The organism is Nodosilinea sp. P-1105, assembly GCF_012911975.1.
In the GTDB taxonomy this organism is placed as follows: domain Bacteria; phylum Cyanobacteriota; class Cyanobacteriia; order Phormidesmidales; family Phormidesmidaceae; genus Nodosilinea.
Genome location: NZ_SMDQ01000028.1, coordinates 46,777 through 67,188, shown reverse-complemented (window position 1 = coordinate 67,188; position 20,412 = coordinate 46,777). Strand labels below are relative to the sequence as shown.

12 protein-coding genes are annotated in these 20,412 nt (G+C 56.1%); 9 read left to right on the top strand and 3 right to left on the bottom strand.

Features of this window, described 5'->3' with window-relative positions:
• Positions 1 to 356 precede the first annotated feature (356 nt).
• Complete coding sequence (locus tag E1H13_RS13535; protein ID WP_206070472.1) at positions 357 to 1,958, top strand: gamma-glutamyltransferase family protein; 1,602 nt, start codon at positions 357 to 359, stop codon at positions 1,956 to 1,958.
• Between the two features lie 435 nt (positions 1,959 to 2,393).
• Here E1H13_RS13535 and E1H13_RS13530 read toward each other — a convergent pair whose 3' ends face one another.
• From E1H13_RS13530 to E1H13_RS13520, 3 genes are all read right to left on the bottom strand, one after another.
• Positions 2,394 to 6,026, bottom strand: a complete 3,633-nt coding sequence (locus E1H13_RS13530; protein ID WP_169613944.1) for a hypothetical protein — start codon at positions 6,024 to 6,026, stop codon at positions 2,394 to 2,396.
• Positions 6,027 to 6,100: 74 nt separating this feature from the next.
• The gene (locus E1H13_RS13525; protein WP_169613943.1) at positions 6,101 to 6,904 is read right to left on the bottom strand and encodes an ABC transporter permease; all 804 of its coding nucleotides are present in this window, start codon (positions 6,902 to 6,904) and stop codon (positions 6,101 to 6,103) included.
• 6 nt (positions 6,905 to 6,910) lie between these two features.
• Entirely contained in the window at positions 6,911 to 7,801 is an 891-nt protein-coding gene (locus E1H13_RS13520) for an ABC transporter permease (protein ID WP_240966619.1), read from the bottom strand.
• A gap of 550 nt (positions 7,802 to 8,351) precedes the next feature.
• Here E1H13_RS13520 and E1H13_RS13515 point away from each other — a divergent pair.
• The 8 genes from E1H13_RS13515 to E1H13_RS13480 all read left to right on the top strand — a co-directional run bounded on the left by E1H13_RS13515 (position 8,352) and on the right by E1H13_RS13480 (position 20,373).
• Positions 8,352 to 9,974 carry a hypothetical protein gene (locus E1H13_RS13515; RefSeq protein ID WP_169613941.1) on the top strand — a complete coding sequence of 541 codons (1,623 nt, stop codon included), beginning with the start codon at positions 8,352 to 8,354 and terminating at the stop codon, positions 9,972 to 9,974.
• A gap of 155 nt (positions 9,975 to 10,129) precedes the next feature.
• A complete protein-coding gene (locus tag E1H13_RS13510) occupies positions 10,130 to 10,810 on the top strand; it encodes a TrkA family potassium uptake protein (protein WP_169613940.1) in 681 nt (226 codons plus the stop codon).
• Between the two features lie 235 nt (positions 10,811 to 11,045).
• Positions 11,046 to 14,411: a ribonucleoside-triphosphate reductase, adenosylcobalamin-dependent gene (nrdJ, locus tag E1H13_RS13505; protein ID WP_169613939.1), complete on the top strand. Its 3,366-nt coding sequence runs from the start codon at positions 11,046 to 11,048 to the stop codon at positions 14,409 to 14,411.
• Positions 14,412 to 14,892: 481 nt separating this feature from the next.
• On the top strand, positions 14,893 to 15,666 hold the full coding sequence (gene rfbF / locus E1H13_RS13500) for a glucose-1-phosphate cytidylyltransferase (protein ID WP_169613938.1): 774 nt from the start codon (positions 14,893 to 14,895) through the stop codon (positions 15,664 to 15,666).
• A gap of 79 nt (positions 15,667 to 15,745) precedes the next feature.
• Positions 15,746 to 16,306 carry a dTDP-4-dehydrorhamnose 3,5-epimerase family protein gene (locus tag E1H13_RS13495; protein WP_169613937.1) on the top strand — a complete coding sequence of 187 codons (561 nt, stop codon included), beginning with the start codon at positions 15,746 to 15,748 and terminating at the stop codon, positions 16,304 to 16,306.
• On the top strand, positions 16,303 to 17,613 hold the full coding sequence (locus E1H13_RS13490; protein WP_169613936.1) for an NAD(P)-dependent oxidoreductase: 1,311 nt from the start codon (positions 16,303 to 16,305) through the stop codon (positions 17,611 to 17,613). The genes E1H13_RS13495 and E1H13_RS13490 overlap by 4 nt, the downstream gene beginning before the upstream one ends.
• Before the next feature lie 282 nt (positions 17,614 to 17,895).
• The gene (locus E1H13_RS13485; protein WP_169613935.1) at positions 17,896 to 19,035 is read left to right on the top strand and encodes an NAD-dependent epimerase/dehydratase family protein; all 1,140 of its coding nucleotides are present in this window, start codon (positions 17,896 to 17,898) and stop codon (positions 19,033 to 19,035) included.
• Positions 19,036 to 20,373, top strand: a complete 1,338-nt coding sequence (locus E1H13_RS13480) for a UDP-glucose/GDP-mannose dehydrogenase family protein (protein WP_169613934.1) — start codon at positions 19,036 to 19,038, stop codon at positions 20,371 to 20,373.
• The last annotated feature ends 39 nt before the right edge of the window (positions 20,374 to 20,412 follow it).

The following is a 20,412-nucleotide window of genomic DNA, read 5'->3' as shown; positions in this document are numbered from 1 at the left end:
AGTTTAGACCCTATGCACGCGACACGGAGGTTGCATGAGCAAAGACCAGCCTATTAGGCTCTAAGTCATCACCCTAGCCTAAGGGGGCGTCATTACCCTGATCAAGGGGGATCATTTGGGCTGGTAGCTCCCCTACCATTGTCCTCAATAGGGGCCAGAGCATCGGGGGTACAGACCATACACTATTCCCGATACCCAACACTATCCCCGATACCCAGGGTTCGAGGAAGCTCATTAGTATGCCCATGGCTAGCCCAAGCACCCCAAAAACCGTGGGTCTTCGCCCACTTATGCGGGTGGTGGCAAAAGACACTGGTGGTATGTTGGGGGTCGCCAACTTAACGGAGTACCCTGCCATGGCTGATTGGACTGACAACCTGGGCCACTATCCCTACCCCTCCGGCCGCCGGGTGGTGATGGGGTGTCGCCAGGCGGTAGCCACCAGTCAGCCTCTGGCCGCCCAGGCTGGCATGGAAATGTTCTGGGCTGGGGGCAATGCGGTGGATGCAGCCCTGGCTATGGCCATTGCCCTCACGGTGGTGGAACCGACATCCAATGGCATTGGGTCTGATGCGTTTGCCCTGGTCTGGGATGGACAGCTCCATGGTCTGAATGGGTCTGGGAAAAGCCCCGAGCGGCTAACCCTCGAGCAGGTGCAGGGGCTAGAGCAGATGCCCCAGTTGGGCTGGCTATCGGTGACAACCCCAGGGGCCGTGTCCACCTGGCGATCGCTGTCGGATCGCTGGGGTGCTCTCCCCTTCGAGCAGTTATTTGCCCCCGCCATTGGTTACGCAGAGGATGGGTTTCCGGTCTCTCCTGAAACCGCTCGGGCCTGGCAAGCGGCAGCCCCACGGTTTCTCAGCCAAACCGATCCAGCGATGCAGCCGTTTAAGGCGGTGTTTTTTCCGGGCGATCGCGCTCCTCGCCCTGGGGAAATTTGGTCCAGTCCGGTCCATGGGGCCACCCTACGGGAGATTGCGGCCACTGGCGGCGAGAGCTTTTACCAGGGGTCGTTGGCAGAACGCATGGCCACCTTTGCTGCAGAGACGGGAGGGCTGCTGAGCCTGGAGGATTTATCGGCTCACCAGCCTGAGTGGGTCGAGCCCATCGGCACCCCCTACCGCGATCTGACCCTGTGGGAAATTCCCCCCAATGGCCAGGGAATTACGGCGTTAATCGGTCTAAATATTCTGGAAGGAGTAGAGTTGGCGCGCTATCCTCGGGATTCGGTGGACAGCTATCACTGGCAAATCGAGGCGATGAAGCTGGCCTTTGCTGATGCCCAGGCCCATGTGGCGGACCCAGCCTGGATGACCGTGACCCCGACCCAACTGTTAGACAAAACCTATGCGGCTGAACGGCGGCAGCTGATCGGCGATCGCGCCCTGGTGGCCAACACTGGCCTGCAACGGGGGGGCACGGTCTATTTGGCGGCCGCCGACCAGGACCTGATGGTGTCGTTTATTCAATCGAACTTTGAGGGATTTGGCAGTGGGATATTGGTGCCCGGCACTGGTATTGCCCTGCAAAATCGGGGCCGTGGCTTTAGCCTGCAACCGGGGCACCCCAACCAGGTGGGACCGGGTAAGCGGCCCTTCCACACGATCATTCCGGCTTTTTTGACCCAGGGCGATCGCCCCATAGGGCCAATGGGGGTAATGGGCGGTCATATGCAGCCCCAGGGCCATCTACAGGTGGTGGTGAATCTGGTGGACTATGCCATGAACCCCCAGGCCGCCTTGGATGCCCCCCGCTGGCAGTTTTTATCGGGACGTCAGGTGTTGCTGGAACCCACCGTTCCCCACAGCCTGGGGCTAGCCCTGAGCGATCGCGGCCATCAGATCCAGCTGGGCTTAGAGCCGCACCTGTTTGGCAAGGGTCAGATGATTCTGCGCCATCGGGGTAGCTTGATCGCGGCATCGGAGCCGAGGGCGGATGGGTTGGCTTTGGCGCGGTAGGGGGGATGGGGAGGTGATGGGTGGATGGGTGGATGGGTGGATGGGTGGATGGGTGGATGGGTGGTGGTGTGATGGAGTGAAGAGGTGGGGGAGATGGGGGTGGTGGGGAGGTAGGGGCGGACCTGTGTGTCCGCCCTGGGGGGGAATGGGAAAGGCGGGGAATTTTGAATTTTGGATTCTTCCTTTTTCCCTTTTCGTTTTTCAGATGCGGACCTGTGTGTCCGCCCTGGGGGGGAATGGGAAAACGGGTGGATGGGTGGTAGACGCGTTTCGCAAGCGACATGGAACGCGAAGCGTGTGCAGCGCACTTAAGCGGCTTCCCGCAGGGTAGGGATGTCCGGTTCCCCTCTTGGGAGGGGCTAGGGGTGGGTTTGCGAGGATTTTGGATTCTTCTTTTTTCGTTCTTCTTTTTTCGTTCTTCATCTACGCCGGGGACTAAAACCGTTCTGTGGCACCGAGGGCTTTGAGCATCGCTGTTTCTGGTTCTGAGAGGCCTGTGGCTCCCCAGATGTTTACCCCTTCGTAGGGGCGGTTAGGCCGCAGCACCTGTTGACAGGTGCCCTGATCTAGGGACCACAGGCGAATTTCGTCATCCTGGCTGGCGCTGATCAGTCGGGTGCGATCGCCGCTCACCTGTACCTGCCAAATAGCTTGGCTGTGGCCCTTAAGCTGATATCGCCGCTGCTGGGTCTGCACGGCCCACAGCTCCAAGTCAATGCCTTGGCTGGTAATGGCCAGGATTTCTGCATGGGCGGTGATGGCCACGGCGTGGAGCCAGTGGCCGACGGGGGTCAGCCATTGCCCCAGGGGTTGACCTTGAGCCACGTCCCACCAGCGGAGGGTGCCGTCGTGGCTGGCACTGGCTAATACCGCCCCATCGCTGCTCATGGCTAGGCTGTGAACCTGACCCTGGTGCCCCAGCAAGATTTGATTACGGGGGGCCTGGACTAGGCTCCAAACTCGAATTATGCCATCCCGACTACCACTGAACAGATATTGACTATCTGGACTAAAGGCCAGGGCCGAGGGCGCCGCTTGATGCCCCTCCAGACTCGTGACTAAGCGGCCGGTGGCCACCTCCCACAGCCGGATCGCGGCATCGTCATGGGCACTGGCCAACCAGCGGCGATCGCCACTAAATTGCAACAGTGTGGCGGGGGCCGTCGACAGCACTTGGGGAGCTGCACTGGCGGCAGTGGACCACAGGCGTATCGTGCGATCGTCAGCACTGCTGGCCACGGCCATCCCATCTTCACTGACAGCCACCGCCTGAATCGCCCCACTATGGCCCGTGAGCAGTTGGGGGCCGCTGATGCCGGTGGCCGTGAGGTGCCACAGCCGTAAGGCGGTATCGTGATGGCCGGTCAACAGTTGATCCGCACCAAAAGCCCAGGTGCGCAAGGGATGGGCCTGGCTGATTAAGCTACGCAAGCCATCGCCAGTTTCCGTACTCCAGAGCTTAACGGTATAGTCACTACCGGTCACCAAGTAGCGGCTATCGGCACTAAAGGCCAGGGTCCAGATCGGCAGGCCCAAGCTGGGTAGGGTATGGCACTTGGTGCGGCGGGGAATATCCCACAGGGTGACGGTAAAGTCTTGGCGGCTGCACACCAGGTAGCGACCATTGGGGCTGAGGGCCATGGCCAGCACGGCCTGACCATCGGCGGGCAGCATCCAGCAAGGGCGGCCCGTTTTTAGATTCCAAAGGGTTAAGCCATGTTCGTCATAGCCTGCGGCGCAAGGGAGGGGGGCACAGGTGGGGTCTTCTGGGTCGGGTAAAAAGCCAGCTGTACGCACCCAGCCGGTGGTCCGGGCCTGAAATGGACAGATCAGGGTTTGGTGCGGCACATCCCACAGGCAAGCGCGCTGGTCATCGTCACCGCTGACCAATTGGGTGCCAGTCGGGTCAAAGGCTAAGCTGTGAATGGCCCCCTGGTGGGCCTGCAACTTCCCCTGAATTAAGCCGGAAGCCACATCCCACAGGCAGATGCGGCCTGCATCATCCCCCGAGGCGAGCTGGCGACCATCGGGGCTAAAGGCCAGGGCTCGCACCGCCGCAGAATGGTCAAAGAGACCGTCTCCCTGATAACTCGTCTGCACGGGCCGCAGCCAGATTTGACCGGTCTCAGTCCCCACCGCTAGCACATCCCCCTGGGGACTAAAGGCAAGGGTATGGATCGCTGGGGACACCCCATCGTCGAGCACCCTGAGCAGTCGCCCCCGCCACCGATCCCACAGCAGCAGGCGCCCCTCGTGGTCACCGGTAGCTAGGTAGTGGATATTGGCATGGGGAGAGCGATCGCCCACGGCACTAAAAGCAGCCACTGGGCTGCGCCCCAAGGCGGTGGCAAACACCGTATCTTTGAACTGCACTTGACTGAGATTGGCCCCCTGTAAGCTCACCCGGCGCAAGTCTCCCTGCCAAATGGCCAGGTTAGAAAGGTCGGAGCCACTCAGGCTGATACCCAACGCCTGGCAGAGGTGGATCAGGTTGCCTGCCCCATAGCCTGGCACCCCGTCAGGAATAGCTTGCCGCAGTCGCTGCCCTTTGGCTGTGCGCTCCGCTGGGGAAGGATATCGCAGCTCCAGAGCGGCTACTAGAGGATGCAGTAGGGCCGCTCGTTGCTGTTCTTGCACCACTTCCCGCGCCGTCATGGTCACCAGCGGTAACCGGCAAAACCAGTCCAGTTGCTCGGTGTCTAGTTCGTGCTCCAGACGCGATCGCAGATGGTGCAATCCCCAGATCTGCACCATCGGCTTCAGGGCCAGTACCAGGGTTGACCCCTCAGGCCCAGACACCCCGTGACCCAGGGCACGGCCCAGCAAAGACTGCACGGCCTCGGCCCCGATCGGGTCAACGGTAGCGGCCATTACATCCGTCAGCGGGGCTGGCGCTTGAATCAGGATCAGCCAGTATAGCAGCCCTTGCTCTTCTGGGGTAAGGCGATCGAATAGGTCATCGAGGCGCTGTTGAACCGGGGTCGGCAAAAAAGCGGGTTCAGCGGCCAAAAATGGCTGCAGTTGCCCCTGGTATACCGCCTGTACCGTAGCCCCCAGTTCCCGGAGCAACAGCGGGTTACCGCCATAGCGCTGGGCCAAGCTAGACCAGGTAGCGGCACTGCCCTTGATCGCACCTGATGGGCTCAGGTAAGGGGCCATCGCCGTCGGGGCCAGGTCACTGAGATTCATTTCTCTGACCCGTAGATTCAGCCGCTGGGGCAGGTCGGCGGGACGCTCTTGGCTGATCAGCACCACACAACTTTGGTGGTCGCTGTCGGCCACCTGTTGCAGCCACCGGGCCAACCCTTCAGCCTCTGGGCTATAGGTACCGGCCATTTGCCGGGGCATAAATCCCTGCTCCAAGTTATCGATCAGCGCTAGACAGCGGCGGCGTTGTAACTGATCGATTAATACCTCAGGGGTATCTGGGGAAACGGGAGGATCACTGGCTCCTAGCCAGCAACTGAGAGCCGGGACAACCAGGGGGGCAGGGGCCGACTTCCCCAGGGCCAGATAGCCGACTACCTCCATCTGGGACTCCAGGTGGGCCATTAGCTGGGCCGCCAGGGTGGTTTTACCACTGCCCGCCAGCCCCCACAGCACAATCAATCGGCAGCGATCGCCCATCACCCATTGGCTCAGGGTTGTGAGTTCCGTTTGGCGGCCACAACAGTTTGTGATGTTAACTGGCGGCTGCGATCGCACTGGGGGTAAGCTAGACGGGGGCATGATTCTGCCCAGGTTCCCAGACGCTGGGTCCGGGCTGTCAAAGGCATCCTGCCGAGTTTGATTAGCCCAGGTGCGCAACACATTCTGGATATTGCGCTTGGTAACTTTAATCCCTGGCTGGTCAACCGCCACCGTTTGCGACAGCATTCGCCATAGTTTGGGGCCAACGTCCTTTTTTAAGTAGTCTTCGGTGTAGCCCACCGATGGGGCCGCCATCGCCGCGTAGGTCTGATTTTCCCAAGCGCCCTGCAACACCAGGCGCTCTACATCTTTGAGGGGTCTGCCCTGGCGCTCGAGTACTTTGTGATTAACAAGTGTGGCAATGTCCTCAAAGTTCATGGATCAAGCTAACCAGACTACCCCTAATTGAGGTTTAGTCTAGCCTGAATTTTCCAGAACTTCCCACCTCCCCATCACCCGCTCAGCCGCCGCCGTTTTTCACTGCGGTAGCGCACATATTCCGCTAAACCAGACAGCAGGGCTGACCCTAAAATCAACACAACGCTGAGGGCGTTAATGTCAGGCTTTACCCCAGTACGCACCCGGCTAAAAATTTCCAAGGGTAAGGGGTTGGCCCCACCCCCGGCGGTAAAGCTAGAAATCAGCAAGTCATCCATGCTGAGTACAAAGGCCAGCAGACAACCCGCCAAAATGCCCGGGGCCAACTGGGGAATCAGCACCTTGATCATTGCTTGGGTAGGGGTAGCCCCTAGGTCTAGGGCCGCCTCTTCTAAGTTGGGGTCCAGGCTTTGCAGACGACTGGAGACCACGACGGCAATGTAGGCCAGGCAGAAGACCATGTGGGCGGCAATGACGGTGCTCAGGCTGAGGGGGACGGCCACCGAGGTCAGAAAAACTAGGGTAGCTACCGCGATCGCAATGTCTGGAATAATCAGCGGCAGGTAAGAGACACCCCGATAGAGGGCTTTACCCCGAAACTGGTAGCGGGCCAAACCGATCGCCATCAGGGTGCCCAGCACCGCTGAAACAGCGACCGCTACGATCGCCACGGTCAAACTGTCTTGCAGGGCGGCAAAAATGCGGCGATCGCTAAACAGAGCCCGATACCAACGCAGACTAAACCCTTCCCAGCCAGCGCTATAGCGGGATTCGTTAAAGCTATACACCGCCAACACAATAATTGGGGCGTACATAAAGGCGTACATCAGAGCCGTAAACAGGCTGGGCCAGGTGACTTTCGACGACGACGGAGTCATAGGCGGCTACTGGGAGGTTTCGGTCAGGGTACTGCGATCGCCGTATTTCAGCAACAGGGCAATGGCCAAACTGACCGCCAAAATCAGCACCATACTCAGGGCTGAACCAAACCCCCAGGCCCGGGTCGGCCCCAAAAACTGGTTGTAAATCAACCGAGCAATATTCATCGACGACGCTCCTCCCAGCAGGGTGGGCACCACAAAGTCCCCCAGGGAGGTAATAAACACCAGCAGGCAGCCAGCGGCAATACCGGGCAAGGTCTGGGGCACCGTAATGGTCCAAAAACTCTGGCGTGGGGTAGCCCCCAGGTCAGCGGCGGCTTCTAGCAGTCGGGTATCTAACTTTTCTAGAGAGGCATAGAGAATCAGCACCATGTAGGGCAAAAAGCTGTAGGTCAACCCAATAAACACCGCTGTGGGCGTATTCAACCAATTTTGAGAGGGTAGCCCCAGCACGCCCAACACACTATTGAGCACCCCCGTGGGCCGCAAAATGGTCGTCCAGGCGTAAGCCCGTAACAGGGATGACGTCCACAGGGGCAACACAAACCCCACCAGCAACACATTCCGCCAGCGCTGGGGAGCCATCAGCGCTATCCAGTAGGCTACTGGAAACCCCAGCCCCAGGCATAGCACCGTCGTCCCCAGGGCAAATGACAACGAGCGGAACATTACCCGCAGGTAGACAGGTTGCAAAATTTGCAGGTAGTTACCCAACCCATAGCCGCCACTGGGCTGCCCCAACCGCAATCCTGGCACCAAACTAATATCTAAGATCAACAGGGTGGGAATGACCAGCAGCAACAGCAACCAAACCCCTGCCGGGCCTAACAGGGTCACCGGACCCAGCCATCGATCATGGGAAAGGCGATCGATCCAAGCAAGTTTAGTGGCCATGGGCAATGGTTTGGGTGGCGGAGAGGATGGGGCCATGACACAGACCTAACAGTTAGATAGCTGGCGGTTGCTCGGCTGTAGCCCGCTGCACCAAGGCCATCATTTCCTTTGCGATTGTATCTAGAATCGCCACATCTTGGTGGACCCGGGCCATTAGAATTCCCCCTTCTATGGCCGCTAAGATCACCGTGGCTAGCTGTTGCGATCGCCCCGGTTCAAGACCATCGGTAATCAGCTCAGGCGCAATGTGGCCTCAACCATGGCTGAGCGGGTAGGGTTTTCTGCTTTCTGCTTTTTTTGCCATAAAAGCAAACTATCACGCCTTTACAGTCCTTGAAGCTCTAGACTGATTGGCCTACATCCCTAGGTAAGATGATTTACATAGAAGGGGGCTGCACGGGCACCCCTAGATGGTGTCAATCAGCAGCACCCCTTACTAGCTTGACGATTTCGTAACCTGACGATTTCAGATAGCGTGCTGTTAGCCACTAGAATCGCTGACCTTGGCCCCAGCAGAGCCAGCCATTGATTCTGGTGGAGGAGAATAACAATGACACCTCGCAACCCTCTTTCGTTGCCAAAGCCTGGTGGCACCCCTAAGTCAGGGACCATCCTGGGACACCGGGCCACCACCCTGGCCTTTGTGGGAATTCTGGCGGTCAGCGCTGGGTGTGCGCAACTCGACCAGCGACCCGATAGTCAGGACAGCCAGGTTCACGATCACCAGATGGGGGTCGTCGATTTTCCCGTTTCCTGCGACACGGCCGCCCAGTCGGAGATTGAAACCGGCCTGGCCCACCTGCATCACATGATGTACGAGCAGGCCCGTCCCCACTTTAGCACCGCCGCTGACCTCGATGCCGACTGTGCCATGGCCCACTGGGGGGTGGCGATGACCAGCTTCCAACCCCTGTGGCATCCCACCAGCGATACCGACATGGAACGGGGTAAGGCGGCCGTTGAGACCGCCCTGGCACTGGGCGTAGACACAGACCGAGAAGAACAGTATCTGGCGGCTGTCAGTGCTTTCTTTACCGACCCTGAGCCCGCCCAGGACAGCCGAGCCCGGGACCATGAAGCTCGGGTGATGGCCTGGAAACAAGCCCAGCGAGAACTGCACACCGCCTACCCTGAGGATGTAGACGCCGCTGCGTTTTACGCCCTGGCCAATGTCTCCTATGCCACTACCCAGTTTTCCCCCGACCAGGAGGCTGACTATACCCGCCAGCGCCAGGCCGGTGCCCTCCTGGAGGACTACTTGGAAGACCATCCCCAGCATCCCGGCCTGTTTCACTACCTGATTCACGCCTACGACAGCACCGAGTTAGCCCCTAAAGCCGAAGACATTGCCCGGGAATACGATCAGTTAGCGCCGGAGACCGTCCACGCTCTCCACATGCCAAGCCACATCTTCGTACGCATGGGGCTGTGGGAGGAAACCATTGAGTGGAATGAGCGCTCTGCCGCAGCTGCCCGGCGAGAGATGGAGGACGATCCCCATGCCAGTGCCCACTATGTCCATGCCCTGGACTACATCATGTACGGCCATCTGCAACTGGGGAATGAAGCTGAGGCGCAGCAAACCCTGGAGCGTGTTCACGATCTAGACGAGATTTATTCCGCATCGTTTGCGGCCTATAACACAGCGGCCCTGCAAGCCCGGTATTACCTGGAACAACAGGATTGGCAGGCTGCTGCCCAGCTAGAACCCAGAACTCCCGATGCCCTGGTGTGGGAAGACTTTCCAGCTGGGGAGGCCCTTTTCTACTACGCTCGGGGTCTAGGGGCGGCTCGCTCTGGTGATCTAGCCCAGGCCGAGGTGGAAGGGGAGCAGCTGCAAGCCCTGGCTGATACCCTACAGGCGGCGGGGGATGACTACTGGGCCTACATGACCGAAGCCCTAAGCCAGGCGGTGGAGGCCTGGACCCTGTACGAACGGGGTGACACCGACCAGGCTCTGGCTCTAATGAGCGCTGCTGCTGACCTGGAAGACTCGATGGACAAACACCCCACCACTCCTGGGGAAGTGCTGCCCGTACGTGAGCTGTACGGAGAACTGCTGCTGCAAGAAAATCGACTGGCCGAAGCTGAAGCCGCCTTTGAGGCCTCCCTGGAGCGAACACCCAATCGTCGTAATGCGCTGCAACAGTTAGACCAAGTTGCGATCAATTAGCACTTAGTTTGGGGATCTCTCTAAAGCGGGATAAGCCGATTTCCGAAAAATGAAGATCCCCAAGGTAAGTCAGCGAATGTACTTGGTTGTTCTGCCTTTCTGCTAGCTTGAGTGTCTAGGGTTTTGATGCCTAGCGTTCCCAAGCAGAGGTAACCATGTACGTGTTAATTGGTGGAGCTGGCATGATGGGGCTGGATCTGGCCAAGGCCCTATTGGCCATGGGCCATACCATCGCTATCGTGGATACTAACCCCCTAGCCTGTCAGTATGCGCGCGAGAAAATCGGGGTGATGGCCTTTGAGGGCAGCGCCGTGAATACGACGGTACTGCTGGAGGCGGGCATTCGCAAAGCCCAGGCTGTGATTGCCACCTTACGGGAAGATGCCTTGAATTTAGCGATGGTCACCCTATCAAAACACTATGGCGTGCCCCAGATTGTGGTGCGCATGAGCGATCGCGACTTTACCGAGCCCTACACCTTAGCTGGAGCCACCCACACCATCAGCACCACTGAACTGGCGATCAATCGGGTGATCAATGCGATCGAATATCCCCAGGTGGATGCCATGATGCACTTTGAGCAGGGGCAAATCGAGGTATTGAAGCTGTCCCTGCCCCAACAGTGCTACATTGTCGGACGGAGCCTGGCGGAGGTGGCCCAAGATCCCCGATTCCCTGACGGCACCTTGATTATTGGCTATCAAGCCCACCCCCACGAAGACCTGACTATTCCCAACGGCAGCACAGTATTAGAAAGTGGGTCAACCATTTTGGCTGTAACTAAACCCCAGCTGGTACACCAGCTAATCGACTTCATGGGATTGTATAAGTCATAAGCCCAAAGGGTCGTCCTATGCTAGCCAGCCAGGGTCGAGAACTGCATGAGGGCTTCCAGATCTAGCGCTAGATCTAGCACAATTTTATTTTTCAACGCTACATCTAAGAATAATCCGCTATGATGATCGACCATTGGGCTATGCTACAAGCCTGGGATCTGGCATCAGGTTCTGCCCCTGGGCTGCGGCAAGACACCGACCGGTAAATCCTGTATTTTTCTCAAAGGCTGATTCCATGGTTCAAGAACTTCCCCGTACTCGGCAGCAGGGGCCTTTCCCCGAAACAGCGCCAGCGGCATTCCCAGTGTTTTATCGCACCTACAGCCGCCGGGGTGAGGTGGTCGACGGGGAGCGGGAGACTTGGGATCAGGTGTGCGATCGCACCCTGGCTGGGCTTAAGGAACTCGGTAACCTGACCGATGACGAGGTCGCCCTGCTCAACCGGATGCAGCGCCAGGTGAAAGCTCTACCATCGGGGCGCTGGCTGTGGGTGGGGGGCACCGGCTGGAGCAAACAGCCCGAGAATTTTTCCGGTGCCTACAACTGCACCAGCACCAATGTCGTCGACTGGCGCGCCTTTGGCCTGATGATGGACCTGGCGATGATGGGCTGTGGCACCGGGGCTGTCCTAGAACCCAAGTACATCAACCAAATTCCAGTCATCCGTAACCGCCTGGTGGTGACCATGGCCGGGGACATTGGCGAAACCCCAGCCGGTGAGCGACAAGAGATCACTGAAGTCACCATCGATGGCAATCAGGTGGTTATCCGGGTGGGAGATAGTCGCCAGGGCTGGGTGCAGTCTTACCAAACCCTGCTGGAACTCTCCAGCGATGAACGGTTTACCGACGATGTGCAGGTGACTATCGACCTGCGGGATGTGCGCCCCGCCGGGGAAAAGCTGAAAGGGTTCGGTGGCGTTGCTAACCCGGTGCGGCTGTCGCTGCTCTACGATCGCTGCGCCACTATCCTCAACAAAGCCCTGGGCCGTCAGCTCACCTCCGTCGAGTGCTGCCTGCTGATCGACGAAGCCGCCGCCTGTGTGGTAGCCGGAAATATCCGCCGCTGTCTGCCCGAAGATGCCCTGGTCCATACCGAGGCAGGCTTAGTCCCTATTGCGAAAGTGAGGGTCGGGGACCGAGTGTTAACCAGCAAAGGACTCTATCCCGTCACGAATTTCTTTGTGCAAGGAGAACAGCAGCTTTGCCGCATTTGTACCCAAGACGGCGAATTTGAATGTACGGCAGATCACAAGGTTGCTGTGCTGACAGATGTCTTCGGCCAATATCGAATGGTTAAGGCGAAGGATCTCCAGTCTGGCGATCGCCTGGTGTTTGTGCCCCAAGCCATACCTGGCACCCCCACCGAGCTACCCGAATTTAGTGGGGAAATAAAAGGTAAGACCAAGCCAATTCAAGCTCCGGCGTTGACTACCCAAGTGGCCTATTTTCTAGGCTATCTCCTGGGTGATGGCTCTGTAGCCTCCGACGGTTGGCGAGTACGGTTTAGGGTACATGAAGATAGTCCAGCGGTTTTAGAACGTTTGATTGAGGTTGGCCAAGAATTTGGCCTCGATACCCACACACTAAGAACACCTGAGCAGTGCAAGACCAAAGCATACGAGCTGCAATTTAATTCCTCGGCCCTGAATCAATATTTGCAACAGTTTAAGCGAGCATCACAGCCTTTGACTGTTCCAGACTGCATTCTGATGGGGACGGTTGAAATTCGTAAGGCATTCTTAGCTGGACTAGCTGATGCTGATGGATGTCATTCACAAGGTGTCTTAGTTGCCTCGGTGCACAAGCGATTTCTTCAACAGGTACAGGCTCTTTATGCTTCCCTTGGCATCACAGTGCGGATGTGTGGCAGCGTTAGAAAACGCAATAACAAGTGGGAAGGCGAACTGGTTACCGTTGGCCAGGCAGCTTTTGAGTCGGTAGTTTCTGCCTTTGAAACTTACTCTATTCAATTTTCCAGTCACCGAGGGAAAGTTCGTAAAAAATTTCATGATCATGGTTTTCCAAAAGAAATGGTCAGGCCAGTGGTAAGTTCAGCCCTTTACCACTGGGGTGAAGTGCATAAGCAAATGAACCAGAAAACTCTCAGAAAATATATTCCTGAGGTCACTGACTTGGTTCCAATAATGGTCAAAGGGGTTGATCTTAATGTTCGTACTGCGCCTACTTACGACATTGAAGTAGCTACAGTCCATGAATTCATGTGCGAGGGAATTCTTGTCTCGAATAGTGCCGGAATGCGCCAATTCGACAGCAACGATGAGTTAGCGGCCGGTGCCAAAGACAACCTTTGGCAGCAGGATGCCGAGGGCAATTGGCGCATTGACCCCGAGCGGGACGTGCTGCGGATGGCCAACCATACCCGGGTGTTCCACGAAAAGCCCAGCCGTCAGGACTGCATTGATTCTGTACGCAAGCAGTTCTACTCTGGTGAGGGCGCAATCCAGTGGGCGGGTGAGGCTAAACGTCGGGCTGGAGGTGACGATCGCTACGGTCTAAATCCATGCGGTGAGATAATTGGATCCAATTTTCACTGTAATTTGGCGGAGGTTCATCTCAATCAGCTCGATCCAGACAACCTAGACGAGCAAGCGGCGGCCTTTACTGCCGGAGCCCTATCGGTGGCGGTGTTGCTCAACCACCAGTTCATCGAGCCTCGCTACCAGCGATCGCGCCTGGAGGATCCCATCGTCGGGGTTTCCTTTACGGGCCTGTTCGACTTCTTTGTCAATGCCTTTGGCGTCGATTGGCTGTGCTGGTGGGAAGAAGGTCGCCCCGACACCATGGCTGGGCTGGAGTTCAAGCAAAAAGAGCGGGAATACCTGACCCGCTGGAAAGAGATTGTCCATCAAACCGTATGGGACTACTGCGATCGCCATGGTCTCCAGCGGCCCAACCGCTGCACCACCGTGCAGCCCGCTGGGACCAAGTCATTGCTAACGGGGGCTAGCCCCGGCTGGCACCCCCCCAAGGCCCAGCGGTTTATCCGACGGATTACCTTCCGCAAAAATGACCCCGTAGCCATGGCCTGCATTGACTATGGCTATTCGGTGGTGCCCTCCCAGTCCGACAAAGACGAGAGCGGCAACCTGCTGAACGATCCCTTTGATCCTCGCTGCACCGAGTGGCTGGTGGAAATTCCGGTGGAAGTCCCCTGGGCCAACCTGCCAGGGGCCGATGAAATCGCCATCGAAAAATTCTCGGCAGCGGCCCAGTTCGACTTCTATATGCAAGTGCAGCAGCACTACACCACCCACAACACCTCGGCCACCATCGAGTTTCGCGAGCCCGAGCTTGAGGCCCTGGGCGATCGCATCTTCCAGGCAATCCACCACGACGAAGGCTACATTTCTGCCGCCCTCCTCGCCCGGTTTGACGATTTGCAAACCTTCCCCCGCTTACCCTTCGAGCCCATTGATAAGGCCGCATACGAAGCCCAGCGTCGTCAGGTGGAAGCCCGGCGTGGCACCGACAACTTCCATGCCGCCCTCTCTCGCTATGACGCTGGAGACTTGATCGAAGCAGGTCCTGCCGGTTGTGACTCTGATAAATGCATGATGCCCGAGCAAAAGCCCGAATAAGGTAACAACTCCTTTAAGGCCCCTCTCTGTTCCTCCTCCAGATATCCTCTGGAGGAGGAGCATTTATTCATAGGGATACAACACCCAAGTGCATCGTAGGGGCCATGCCCCCCGTATTTTTAAGCTATTTATGGTAGTAAATCTTACAATGACTATCCTACAGAGAATGCATTCCGCCTCCAACAGCGATAGCCACAATTTTTACAAAACTTTCATGAAGCCAGTACCAGCATTTACTTGCTGTTTATAGCGATACGGCTTTTCTAGGCTAGCCTTACTACTATTAGTTGCGCAATTTGCGCAATGCTACTGTGATGCTGCTTCAGGCTCCTCCACCTGGCGTAAACTCTTGCTAGAAGTTTTAGGGGAATGCCTGATTTCAAGTAATTACTTGAAGGTGTTACTTTTAAGGTCTTAGAAGATGCTGTAAAGCATTTTGGTGACTACGAAATACTCAAAATCTACCTGAATTGAGGTTTATATGAAAGCCGTTATTTTTGCGGGTGGTCTTGGCACTCGACTTAGTGAAGAAACTAGTATCAAGCCCAAGCCTATGGTGGAGGTGGGAAATCGGCCAATTTTATGGCACATTATGAAAATTTACTCCTCCCACGGAATTAATGACTTTGTTATTTGTTGCGGTTATAAGGGATATGTAATTAAGGAGTATTTCGCCAATTACTTCTTACATATGTCAGATGTCACCTTCGACCTACGCTACAACCAGATGAATGTTCACCTGGGTAATGCCGAGCCCTGGAAAATCACCCTGATTGACACCGGGGAAACCACCATGACGGGTGGTCGCCTGAAGCGGGTGCGTGAGCACATCGGTAATGAAACCTTTTGCCTCACTTACGGCGATGGGGTCAGCGACGTTAATGTAACTGAACTGATCGAGTTTCATAAACAGCAAGGCACCCTAGCTACCCTGACTGCCGTGCAACCCCCTGGCCGATTTGGGGCGATCGCTCTGCATGAAGGTCAGACCAAGATCGAATCCTTCCAAGAAAAGCCAGAGGGAGATGGAGCCTGGATTAACGGTGGCTACTTTGTGGTGGAACCGGACGTGATTGACTTCATCCCTGGGGACGACACCGTTTGGGAGCAAGAGCCCTTAACCAAGTTAGCCCAAATGGATCAGCTCTCAGCCTTCAGGCATGCTGGGTTCTGGCAACCCATGGATACCTTGCGGGATAGAAACAAGCTGGAAGACTTGTGGGCTTCGGGTAAAGCACCCTGGAAAGTTTGGTGAAAAAACCATAAACCTATAGCCTTTATCTCATTTTTGAGCTGATTTTAATGTTCCATAGGTCAGTGCCTGGAGAACCTGCATGATTTTTGAGGAAATTTGCCTAAGTGGAGCATTCGTGGTCTCCCTCGACAAACGAGGTGATGATCGCGGCTTCTTTGCCCGGGCCTTTTGCACTAAAGAATTTGAACAGCATGGCTTAAAGCCGGTTGGCGTTCAATGCAACCTCGCTACTAACTATCTCAAAGGAACCCTGCGGGGGCTCCATTATCAGGTGCCCCCTGCCTCTGAAGCCAAGTTTTTTCGCTGTATCCGAGGGGCTAATTACCACGTGATTGTGGATATGCGGCCAGACTCCCCTACCTACCTCAGGCATTTTGGCATTGAGCTATCCGCTGATAACCGGCTGGGCCTCTATGTCCCGGAAATGTTTGCCCATGGCTATCAAGCCCTGGTTGATGGGTCAGAAGCCTTTTACATGGTCAGCGAGTACTACACCCCCGGCTGCGAGCAGGGGTTACGGTATGACGATCCTGTCTTGGGCATTCAATGGCCATTGCCTGTGACTGTAATTTCTGAGAAAGATACCGCCTGGCCGCTATTGCCTGGCTTGCCCACTACCCAAACCGAGGTTTCCCTATGATCATTGTTGATACAGCTTTGAAGGCGCGCCATGAGGCGGGCAATCCTGTGCGGGTTGGTCTATTTGGCGCTGGCTTTATGGGCCGTGGTGTCGTCAATCAAATCTTCAACTACACCCCAGGCATGGTCCTGGTGGCGATCGCCAACCGTACCGTCGAAGCTGCCGCCGACGCCTATACAAAAGTAGGCGTAGACACCGTCAAAACCGTGTCTACCCTGGGCGACCTGGAAGATGCGATTACCCAGGGGCAATATGCGGTCACGGATGATCCGATGTTGCTGTGCCAGTCAGAAAACATCGACGTCTTGATTGAGGCTACCGGCCATGTGGAGTACGGAGCACGGGTCACCCTGGCGGCGATCGAGCACAAAAAGCCCATGGTGCTGATGAATGCCGAACTCGATGGCACCGTCGGCCCGATTCTCAAAGTCTATGCCGATAAAGCTGGGGTTGTGCTAACTGGCTGCGATGGTGATCAACCCGGTGTCCAGCTAAATCTCTATCGCTTCGTCAAGAGTATTGGCTTGAATCCGGTACTTTGCGGCAATATCAAAGGGCTACAAGACCGCTACCGCAACCCCACCACCCAAGAGAGCTTTGCCAAGCAGTGGGGCCAAACCGCCCACATGGTCACCAGTTTTGCCGATGGCACTAAAATTTCCTTTGAACAGGCGATCGTGGCTAACGCTACTGGCATGAAAGTAGCCCAGCGGGGGATGTTGGGCTATCACTACAAGGGCCATGTTGATGACATGCTCGATCGCTACGATGTGGAACAACTAAAGGCACTAGGCGGCATCGTTGACTATGTGGTTGGTCCTAAACCCAGCCCAGGGGTATTTGTTTACGCCACCTGCAACGAGCCCACCCAAGCCCACTACCTCAACTACGGCAAGCTTGGGGAAGGTCCGCTGTATAGCTTCTACGTGCCCTACCACCTGACTGTATTTGAGGTGCCCCTGTCCGCCGCCCGGGTGGCCTTATTTAACGATGTGATTATCGCCCCCCTGGGCGGTCCAGTGGTAGACGTGGTGACCACCGCCAAAATCGATCTCCAGGCCGGCCAAACCCTGGATGGGCTAGGCGGGTACCACACCTATGGCCAATGCGACAACGCCGACATTGTCAGCCAGCAAAACCTCTTACCCATGGGCTTAGCAGAAGGGTGCCGACTGAAGCGTCCGGTCGCCAAAGACCAAGTGCTCACCTACGACGATGTAGAGGTGCCAACTGATAGCATCGCCCATCGGCTGCGGGTTGAACAAAACGCCTACTTTGCCAGCCCTAAAGTAGCCGCAACGGTTTAATCCTAGTCCATCTAAGCAGTCCACCTAAACAGTAGCCATGGTATAGACCCTAAGCTCACGTGACTGCATGAGTTTATCTTGTCCAGTTCATGGACAAGCCATGAACTAAAATCCGCTAGTCCTGGAAATCGCCATCCTATCTACATTGTTATTGCCGGAATAATGACCGGAGCATCTGCCCATGTTCATGACGCTAAATGGGTGGGTAAGAGCACCGAACAACGGTACTCGTTAGCCCAGAGTTTAGTCCCTCAAATCTCTAATTGGTATAAGGAAAACGTAATGGTTCAAGCACCTAGTTTAACGTCACTAAAAACGGCTGATGATGTCGTCCAAGCTGATTTAACCTATATTTGTGATCACCTCTTTGAGGAATTTGCCACCCTATCTGGCAAAAATCTGTTGATTACCGGTGGCGCCGGTTTCCTGGGTTACTACCTTGTCCAGTCAGTCCTCCACTGGAATCAGGTTAACCCCACCGCTAAGCCGATTCACCTGACGATTTATGATAACTATATTCGGGGTGTGCCCGATTGGCTGACCAGTCTGTCTGATAATCCCAATCTTGTGCTAGTTAAGCACGATATCACTAACCCTATACCCGACGATATCGCTGATTTTCAATTTATTATTCATGCTGCATCCATTGCCTCACCTACGTTTTATCGGAAATATCCGATTGAAACGATGGACGCCAATGTCAATGGACTGCGGTTTTTGTTGGAATATTGCCTGCAGCAAAAAGCTAAGGGTAAGCCGATAGAAGGGTTTCTGTTTTACTCTACCAGCGAGATTTACGGCGACCCCACCCCGGAAAACATTCCCACCCCAGAAACCTATCGAGGCAATGTCTCCTGCACCGGCCCGCGGGCTTGTTACGATGAGTCGAAACGCTATGGCGAAACCCTCTGTGTTAACTTTGCCCTTCAGCATGATCTGCCGATCAAGACCGCTCGACCATTCAACAACTATGGTCCAGGCTTAAAGATTACTGATCGCCGGGTGCTACCCGACTTTGCCCGCGATATCTTCAGCGATCGCGACATTGTCATGCTGTCCGATGGGTCTCCCACCCGCACCTTTTGTTATATTGCTGATGCCATCGTCGGTTACTACAAAATCCTGGTCAAAGGTCACACTGGGGAAGCCTACAACATTGGGGTAGAAACGCCTGAAATTTCCATGGCTAATTTGGCCGAGCGAGTTGTCGATATCGCCCGTGACTTGTTTGACTACAGCGGTAAAGTCGTGCGTCAAACCAGCAGCGATCAAGACTATTTGATCGACAACCCCAACCGCCGCTGCCCGATCATCGACAAGGCGCGTCAACACCTGGGCTATAACCCCAGCATTACAGTTGATGAAGGGCTAAAACGATCCATGGTCTGGTATTCCGGCAACCGCCAAGCGGAGGACGCATAAATGAAGGTATCTGTAGTAGGAACAGGCTACGTCGGGTTGGTGTCGGGTACCTGCCTGGCCGAGAAAGGCCATGATGTGGTCTGTGTTGACATTGACCAGGCGAAGGTCGATCAGATTAACCAGGGTATACCGCCGATTTATGAGGCGGGACTGGAAGACATGCTTAAAGCCAATGTGGGCCGCCGCCTGCAGGCCACCACTGACTTGCGCACCGCTGTCCTGGACTCTGAGATGTCTTTGATTGCGGTGGGTACCCCCTTTCGCGGCGATGAAATCGACCTGACCTTTATTAAGACCGTCGCCCGCCAGATTGGCGAAGTGTTGAGGGACAAAGATGGTTACCACGTGGTGGTGGTTAAGAGTACCGTCGTTCCCGGCACCACCGATGACGTGGTGTTGTCGATTCTAGAGGAGGCGTCTGGCAAAAAGGCCGGGGCTGACTTTGGGGTGGGCATGAACCCCGAATTTCTCAAAGAAGGAGAAGCCATCCCTGACTTTATGTATCCGGACCGGATTGTGCTGGGGGGCATTGACGATCGCAGCCTCGGGGCGCTGCGGGAACTATATCAGGTGTTTGACGGGGTGGACCAGTTGGAAACCAACTGCAAAACCGCTGAGATGATCAAGTACACCGCTAACTCCCTGCTGGCGACCATGATTTCCTTTGCCAATGAAATTGGCAACCTCTGTGCCGCTATCGGCGATGTCGATGTCACAGAGGTGACCCGAGGGGTTCATCTGGACAAGCGCCTGACACCGATTCTAGCCAACGGCGATCGCATCTTCCCCAGCTTCACCACCTACATCGAGGCCGGCTGCGGCTTCGGTGGCAGTTGTTTCCCCAAAGATGTGAAGGCACTGAATGCATATGGGGAGAAGAAAGGATTGCCGATGCAACTGCTCAATGCTGTGATCGACGTGAACGCGGTGCAGTATAAGCAGGTGATGGCACGGCTGCACAAGCACTATCCCAACCTGGATGCAGTGCGGGTGGCGGTGCTGGGCCTAGCCTTCAAACCCGGTACCGATGACATGCGCGAGTCGCCAGCGATTCCCATTGTCCAGGAACTACTGGCCGGATCGGCCAAGGTCAAGGCCTTTGACCCGGTGGCCATGCACGAAGCCCAAAAGATCTTTGAAAACCAGCCTATTCAGTACTGCGATACCCTGGCTGAAACCGTCCAGGATGTGGATGTGATTCTATTGCTCACCCGCTGGAATGACTTCAAAGTGCTGCCGGGGCTGCTGCAAGGAGCCGCTAACCCGCCGCTGGTAGTAGATGGTCGTCGTATGCTAGACAAGGCTACGATCGCCCGCTACGAAGGGATTGGCCTGTAGGTTTTGGGCAGGGTAGCCTGGTAGCTCTGGTCTGACAGG

Excerpts from the sequence above, each read along its gene's own strand:
- E1H13_RS13535 (WP_206070472.1), top strand. The coding sequence starts at position 357 with ATGGCTGATTGGACTGACAACCTGGGCCACTATCCCTACCCCTCCGGC.
- E1H13_RS13530 (WP_169613944.1), bottom strand. The coding sequence starts at position 6,026 with ATGAACTTTGAGGACATTGCCACACTTGTTAATCACAAAGTACTCGAG.
- E1H13_RS13525 (WP_169613943.1), bottom strand. The coding sequence starts at position 6,904 with ATGACTCCGTCGTCGTCGAAAGTCACCTGGCCCAGCCTGTTTACGGCT.
- E1H13_RS13520 (WP_240966619.1), bottom strand. The coding sequence starts at position 7,801 with ATGGCCACTAAACTTGCTTGGATCGATCGCCTTTCCCATGATCGATGG.
- E1H13_RS13515 (WP_169613941.1), top strand. The coding sequence starts at position 8,352 with ATGACACCTCGCAACCCTCTTTCGTTGCCAAAGCCTGGTGGCACCCCT.
- E1H13_RS13510 (WP_169613940.1), top strand. The coding sequence starts at position 10,130 with ATGTACGTGTTAATTGGTGGAGCTGGCATGATGGGGCTGGATCTGGCC.
- nrdJ (WP_169613939.1), top strand. The coding sequence starts at position 11,046 with ATGGTTCAAGAACTTCCCCGTACTCGGCAGCAGGGGCCTTTCCCCGAA.
- rfbF (WP_169613938.1), top strand. The coding sequence starts at position 14,893 with ATGAAAGCCGTTATTTTTGCGGGTGGTCTTGGCACTCGACTTAGTGAA.
- E1H13_RS13495 (WP_169613937.1), top strand. The coding sequence starts at position 15,746 with ATGATTTTTGAGGAAATTTGCCTAAGTGGAGCATTCGTGGTCTCCCTC.
- E1H13_RS13490 (WP_169613936.1), top strand. The coding sequence starts at position 16,303 with ATGATCATTGTTGATACAGCTTTGAAGGCGCGCCATGAGGCGGGCAAT.
- E1H13_RS13485 (WP_169613935.1), top strand. The coding sequence starts at position 17,896 with ATGGTTCAAGCACCTAGTTTAACGTCACTAAAAACGGCTGATGATGTC.
- E1H13_RS13480 (WP_169613934.1), top strand. The coding sequence starts at position 19,036 with ATGAAGGTATCTGTAGTAGGAACAGGCTACGTCGGGTTGGTGTCGGGT.